This window comes from Pedobacter agri PB92, assembly GCF_000258495.1.
Taxonomy (GTDB): Bacteria; Bacteroidota; Bacteroidia; order Sphingobacteriales; family Sphingobacteriaceae; genus Pedobacter; species Pedobacter agri.
The window spans coordinates 21,174-27,493 of record NZ_AJLG01000055.1 but is presented as its reverse complement, the minus strand read 5'-3'; the positions used below and the strand labels follow the sequence as shown (position 1 = coordinate 27,493).

The 6,320-nt window shown below is 37.9% G+C and carries 6 protein-coding genes; 2 read left to right on the top strand and 4 right to left on the bottom strand.

Translation table 11 applies throughout. The features are described 5' to 3' along the window. Positions 1-130: 130 nt before the first annotated feature. Positions 131-1,288, top strand: a complete 1,158-nt coding sequence (lysA, locus tag ON09_RS10135) for a diaminopimelate decarboxylase (RefSeq protein WP_010600953.1) — start codon at positions 131-133, stop codon at positions 1,286-1,288. Between the two features lie 70 nt (positions 1,289-1,358). Here the strand turns inward: lysA and ON09_RS10130 are convergent, their stop codons facing one another. The 3 genes from ON09_RS10130 to ON09_RS10120 all read right to left on the bottom strand — a co-directional run bounded on the left by ON09_RS10130 (position 1,359) and on the right by ON09_RS10120 (position 4,127). After that, positions 1,359-2,210 (bottom strand): SDR family oxidoreductase, encoded by an 852-nt coding sequence (locus ON09_RS10130; protein WP_010600952.1) that lies wholly within the window; start codon positions 2,208-2,210, stop codon positions 1,359-1,361. Between the two features lie 89 nt (positions 2,211-2,299). Continuing rightward, a complete protein-coding gene (locus tag ON09_RS10125) occupies positions 2,300-3,133 on the bottom strand; it encodes an SDR family NAD(P)-dependent oxidoreductase (protein WP_010600951.1) in 834 nt (277 codons plus the stop codon). Positions 3,134-3,215: 82 nt separating this feature from the next. Continuing rightward, positions 3,216-4,127 (bottom strand): helix-turn-helix domain-containing protein, encoded by a 912-nt coding sequence (locus ON09_RS10120; protein ID WP_010600950.1) that lies wholly within the window; start codon positions 4,125-4,127, stop codon positions 3,216-3,218. A 198-nt stretch (positions 4,128-4,325) separates the two neighbouring features. Between ON09_RS10120 and fabF the strand changes: the two genes are divergently transcribed. Then, a complete protein-coding gene (gene fabF, locus ON09_RS10115) occupies positions 4,326-5,576 on the top strand; it encodes a beta-ketoacyl-ACP synthase II (RefSeq protein WP_010600949.1) in 1,251 nt (416 codons plus the stop codon). Here fabF and ON09_RS10110 read toward each other — a convergent pair whose 3' ends face one another. After that, positions 5,577-6,227 (bottom strand): YceH family protein, encoded by a 651-nt coding sequence (locus ON09_RS10110; protein WP_010600948.1) that lies wholly within the window; start codon positions 6,225-6,227, stop codon positions 5,577-5,579. Positions 6,228-6,320 lie beyond the last annotated feature (93 nt).

Here is a 6,320-nt window from a genome sequence, read left to right as displayed (position 1 = left end):
AAGCACGATAAAAAATCGGATTTTTCCGTTGTATTGTTTTTGGGTAATTCTTCCATGCTTTAAATCGAGGTAATTACCCCAATAAATTAGCCCAAAGAATAAAATTAAAATTATAATAAGGAATTTGAACATGTTCGCCGATAAAGATATATCAAAGTTTAACAATATAGAAACGCCTTTTTACTATTACGATACTGATTTATTGCAGAAAACTTTAAACACCTGTGCCGAGGCTGCAAAACCATATCAATTTCACATTCATTATGCGTTAAAGGCAAATTTCAATGCTGTTTTGCTGGAGCAAATTAAACAAATTGGCTTTGGCGCCGATTGTGTCAGCGCAGGAGAGGTAAGACGTGCAGTAGAAGTTGGTTTCGATAATAAAAAAATCGTATTTGCCGGTGTTGGTAAATCTGATAAAGAAATAAATGAGGCTTTGGATTTAGATATTTTCTGCTTTAATGTAGAATCTATTCAGGAATTGGAAGTTTTGAATGAGCTTGCCGCCGCGAAAGGTAAGGTTGCGCAGGTAGCCATTCGTATCAATCCCAATGTTGATGCGCACACACACCACAATATTACGACTGGTTTAGATGAAAATAAGTTTGGCATTAATTCATGGGATTTACCTGAATGTGCCGAAACCTTGAAATCATCTAAAAATTTAAGATTCATCGGAATTCACTTCCATATTGGTTCTCAAATTACCAATCTTGATGTTTATAAGAACCTTTGTGTTCGCGTAAATGAGTTTTGTACTTGGTTTGAAGATAAAGGCTTTGTTGTTGAAGTATTGAACGTTGGCGGAGGCTTAGGTATTGATTACCATCACCCTGATCATCAGATCCCAGACTTTAAATCATACTTCAAAATATTTAAAGATTTCCTGGAAATAAAACCTAATCAGGAAGTTCATTTCGAACTAGGAAGAGCGCTGGTAGGGCAATCTGCATCGCTAATTACGAGGGCTTTATATATCAAAAACGGTAAAAAGAAAAACTTCGTGGTTTTGGATGCAGGTATGACTGAATTGATGCGGCCAGCTTTGTATCAGGCTTACCATAAAATAGAGAATTTGACACGGGGAAATGAAACAGAAATCGTAAAATATGATATCGTTGGGCCGATTTGCGAAAGCACTGATTGTTTTGGTAAAGAAGTAGAACAACCGACATCTTTTAGAGGAGATATCTTCGCTATCCGTAGTGCTGGTGCTTATGGTGAAGTGATGGCTTCGAAATACAATTTAAGAGATGCCATCAGATCGGTTTATAGTTCTGAAATTTAATCTCATTCACAAAAAATAAAAAGCCGTAAGCGATAGTATCGCTTACGGCTTTTACCGTTTGATAATCAAGTTATTTCTCTGTATTATCGAAATTAGTTGCTGTTGCTAGCGCTTTCCAGTCTTCCATATCTTTTTGTACAGCCTTGATTTTTTCATTAGCCACGTGATAGGCATCAGGACCTAAAAATAAATGTAGCGGAGCATCTTTACTTTCAGCCGCAGCAATAATTACCTCAATTGCTTTAGCAGGATCACCTGGTTGTTGGTTATTGATATCATTTTGATGCGCAGCTTGCGACTCACGAACTTCTTTGTAAGCATCAATAGGGTTTTTCGGAACAGCTAATGATCCTGATGTTAAAAATTCAGTCCTAAAATATCCAGGTTCAATCACAGTGGCTTTAATGCCTAAAGATTTTACCTCAGCAGCAAGAGATTCTGTAAAGCCTGCTACAGCAAATTTGGTTGCACAGTAAATTCCAAATCCAGGAAAGTTTCCTGAAAATCCACCGATAGAGGAGATATTGAAAATGTGTCCGGATTGTTGCTTTCTCATTTGAGGCAACGCCTTTCTAATTACATTTAACGAACCGAAAACATTAACATCGAAGTTCTCACGAGCTTCTTTATCGCTCAGCTCTTCCAATGCACCTAGCATTCCATAACCGGCATTGTTCACCACAACATCTAATTGTCCGAATTTGCTAAGTGTTTTACTTATTGCCGATTCAACGCTTTCTTCGCTCATTAAATCAACTGACAATGGCAGGAAGTTTTCAAATTCTCCAACAGCTTTTGATAGGTCATTTAAGTTTCTCGAAGTTGCCGCAACGTTATAACCGTTACTTAATAATTTTTTCACTAATGTTAGTCCAAGACCTTTTGAAGCTCCTGTAACAAACCATACTTTGTTATTTTCCATGATTTTTGTTTTTAAATATTCTATTTTTCAATGTGTAGCGAAGCAATTCTTCAAGAAGTGTGAAGATTTTATGCCTCATAATGACGATTTTAATAGTCGGTCGAAATCGTAATTGCCTTCCAGTCTTGATATTCCTTTGTTAGTGCATCAGTTTTTACCATCGCCCTTTGTAGCGCATCATTTCCTAACAGCAAATGAATTGGAGGATTTGGCATACTCACTAAGGCAATCATTGCTGCAGCAGCTTTTTCAGGGTCGCCAGCTTGAGCGCCATCCATTTTCAGGTAGTTTGCATGTACTGCCCGAACGTCTTCATAAGCATCGATTGGATTTTTTGCCAATACCAAAGATTCTGGCGTTAGGAAACTGGTTCTGAATGCTCCAGGAGCAACTACCGTAACTTTTATCCCGAAAGCTTTTACATCATCTGCTAAAACTTCTGATAGCGCAATTACTGCCGCTTTCGCTGATGAATAAACTGCCCATCCGGTAGCGCCAACGATGCCCGCAATGGATGCAATGTTGATGATATGACCTGACCGCTGTGCCCTTAAATACGGACTTGCTTTTCTTATTACGTTTAGAGTTCCGAAAACATTTACATCAAAAGCACTTCTGGTTTCTTCATTCGTTAGTTCTTCAATGCTGCCGCCGATGCCATAGCCTGCATTATTAATTACTACATCGATTTTTCCAAACTTCGCAATGGTTGCATTTATTGCTAGCTCAACACTTGTTTCATCACTTAGATCAACGGGCAGTGGAAGAAATTTTTCAGAATTTGTATTTAGAGCAGCAATTAAATCGTTAACATTTCTGGATGTTGCCGCAACAGATTGACCTGCTTTTAATAATTGGTTTACTAAACTTAGTCCTAAACCTTTGGAAGCACCAGTTACAAACCAAACTTTTTTAAGTCCCATATTTTTATCCTTTTTGTTAAGACAAAATTACATCGGGAATTAAAATTTAGTGTTACGCCAATCAAACTGATGATTACGAAATTCAAACAATACGGTAGGAGCTTGGCGTGTGGTTGGTTAATTTTTTAAAGAAGTTGTTAAAATGTGTAGGTTCTTCAAAACCTAAACAATAGCCTATCTCAGAAATATTCCAGTCTGTATGTTTAAGTAAAGCCATTGCTTCACTCAACAAGCGTTCGGTAATATAGTGTGTGGTAGTTTTACCTGTTGTTTCTTTTATCGCTCTATTTAAGTGGTTAACATGTACAGAAAGCTGTGTGGCATAATCTTTTGCGGAGCGCATGGTAAATCTCTGCGATGGGTTTTCAATCGGAAATTGCCTTTCCAGCAATTCGGTAAACACCGATGTAATCCTGGAGTTCGCATCAGGATGTTTGTACAAAACTTCTGATGGTTCTGTTTTCAATGCAAAGTGCGTAATTTCGGTAGTGTAGTTTCTTAGTAAGTCATATTTGTACATATAATCACCATTAATTTCCTCAAGCATTTTTTCAAAAATGGCCGAAACATGAGCGTCTTGCTTTTCATTTAACACATAGGCCGGTTTTCCGCCAACAACGAACATAGGTAAGTCGCCAATGTTTCCCCTAACTTTTTCCTTGAAAAATGCTTCTGTGAAAATGCAGAAAAATCCTCTCACGTCACTCATCTTTCCGCTGGCCAGTTCCCAGGTATAGGGCACTTGTGGATTGAAAAACATAAGCGCTGTTCCATTGATCTCTACGCTCTTATCAGCATAATGGTAAATATTATGACCACGATTTAAAGCAATCTTGTAATAATCTCGTCTGCTATAGTTCATCGGAGGTTTGTCATCTCCAATACAATCTTCCATTCTGAAGACATTAAAATGCCCAATATCTTTTTGCAGGTTATCTGGTAAAAAATCAAATTTTTTCTGATAAAACTCTTCTATAGATTCTGACTTGCTCATAAATCAAAGTTACAAAATTCAAACTACTTAATTTTACTTATGAATAGATCGATAATTAAATGAAAATCATTTTTGCTTTTGATATGATTATTTTAACAACTGTAATGATCACCTTTGCGGCAATAAGCGTAAACGACAGGTAAATCATTTATTTATTTCAATCACCTGTGCGTAGGAATAAAATAAAAAACTAATAAAATGAAACGAGTAGTTGTAACTGGATTAGGCGCAATAACGCCTCTTGGAAACACTGTAGAAAGCTTTTGGGAAAATATTTTAGACGGTAAGAGCGGCGTTGGCCCAATCACCAAATTCGATACTTCTAAATTCAAAACACATTTTGCTGCTGAAGTTAAAGACTTTAATCCCGAATCTTTTTTAGATAGAAAAGAAGCCAGAAAATTTGATACGTTCACGCAATACGCCATCGCTTCCAGTGATCAGGCAATTACTGATGCCGGCTTAGATTTTAAAACAATGACTGACGACCAATTGGCGGAAGTCGGCGTAATCTGGGCGACAGGAAACGGCGGAATTTCAACCTTTGAAGAGCAACTGGCCGAATTTCATCAAGGTGATGGAACACCAAGGTTTAGCCCATTTTTTATTCCAAAGATGATTGTTGATATCGCTGCAGGTGCAATTTCTATTCGCCACAGACTTCGCGGCCCAAATTATTGTACGGTTTCTGCTTGTGCATCATCCAACACTGCAATTATTAATGCGTTTGATACCATTCGTTTGGGCAAAGCAACTGTAATGATTGCAGGCGGCTCTGAAGCAGCAATTACTGAGGCTTCTGTTGGTGGTTTCAGTGCCGCACAAGCTTTATCTAAAAGAAATGATAGTCCTGAAACTGCATCAAGACCATTTGATGAAAGTCGTGATGGTTTTGTAATGGGTGAGGGAGCCGGAGCATTAATTTTAGAGGAACTGGAGCATGCTTTAAATCGCGGTGCTCATATCTATGCTGAAATTGTGGGTGGTGGAATGGCTGCTGACGCTTATCATTTAACCGGAACACCTCCAGATGGAATTGGAGCCACCCTGGGCATGAAAAAAGCATTAAACGATGCGAACATTTCTGCTGACAAAATTGATTACATCAATGCACATGCTACCTCAACAGGTTTAGGTGATTTAAGTGAGTTAAATGCCATTAAAAACGTTTTCGATGGTCTACCGGTGGTAATTGGCGCAACGAAATCTATGACCGGCCACTTACTCGGAGCTGCTGGTGCGGTAGAAAGCTTAATCAGTATTCTTGCCATAAGAGATGGCATTGTTCCTCCAACTATAAATACAGCGAAACTCGATGAAAAAATTCCGCAAGGATTAAATATTGTATTGGCGCAGCCAATAAAAAAGGAAATTAACTACGTTTTAAATAATACTTTCGGTTTCGGTGGACACGTAGCAAGCACTATCTTTAAAAAATACGAAGCTTAATTATTTATCCATCAATAAATTAACGAGTTCTTTTAATTCTTCAAGTTCTTGTTCCAATTTAGCAATACGATTTTCCAACGCCTCATTGGGTTGGAAAATTGTTGTTTGTTGGGAATCTGGTTCTGCATCCTTAACCTCGGCTTGCTCACCCAATAAATGTACAAATCTTGCCTCTTTTTGCCCTGGTTTTTTTGGTAAGAGTTTCACAAAAGCAGGCGCCTCATCCGAAAGTTTTTGCAGTTGCTCTGAAATTTCTTCAATACTGTCAAATTCATACAGCCGGCCGGAGTTACTGTTAATTTCCCCCGGAGTTAGTGGGCCACGCAAAAGTAGCAAGCATAATATAGAAAGTTCTGATGGTACTAATGGATAAACTATCCCGATATTATGTTTATATTTAATTACTCTACTGGAACCTCCTGTAGCCGTGGATATTAATCCTTTTACTTTTAATGAATTTAATGTAAGTGTAACCGTTTCTTCATCATAATTTACAACGGGGTTTCTCGAACTTTTTTGGTTACAAGCCGCCGTCAAGCTGTTCAAAGTCATTGGATAATAATCGGGAGTTGTCCGGCTTTTTTCTATTAATGAACCTAAAACGCGTTGTTCCTCTGCTGATAAATCGGGTAGTGGCTTAATTTCTTCCATTTGATAAAAATAGAAATTGAGTTGATATTACTGAAATTATTTTTGAGATAGGATGCCGTCACCCTGAATTCACTTCTGGGCTAAATGCAGGTG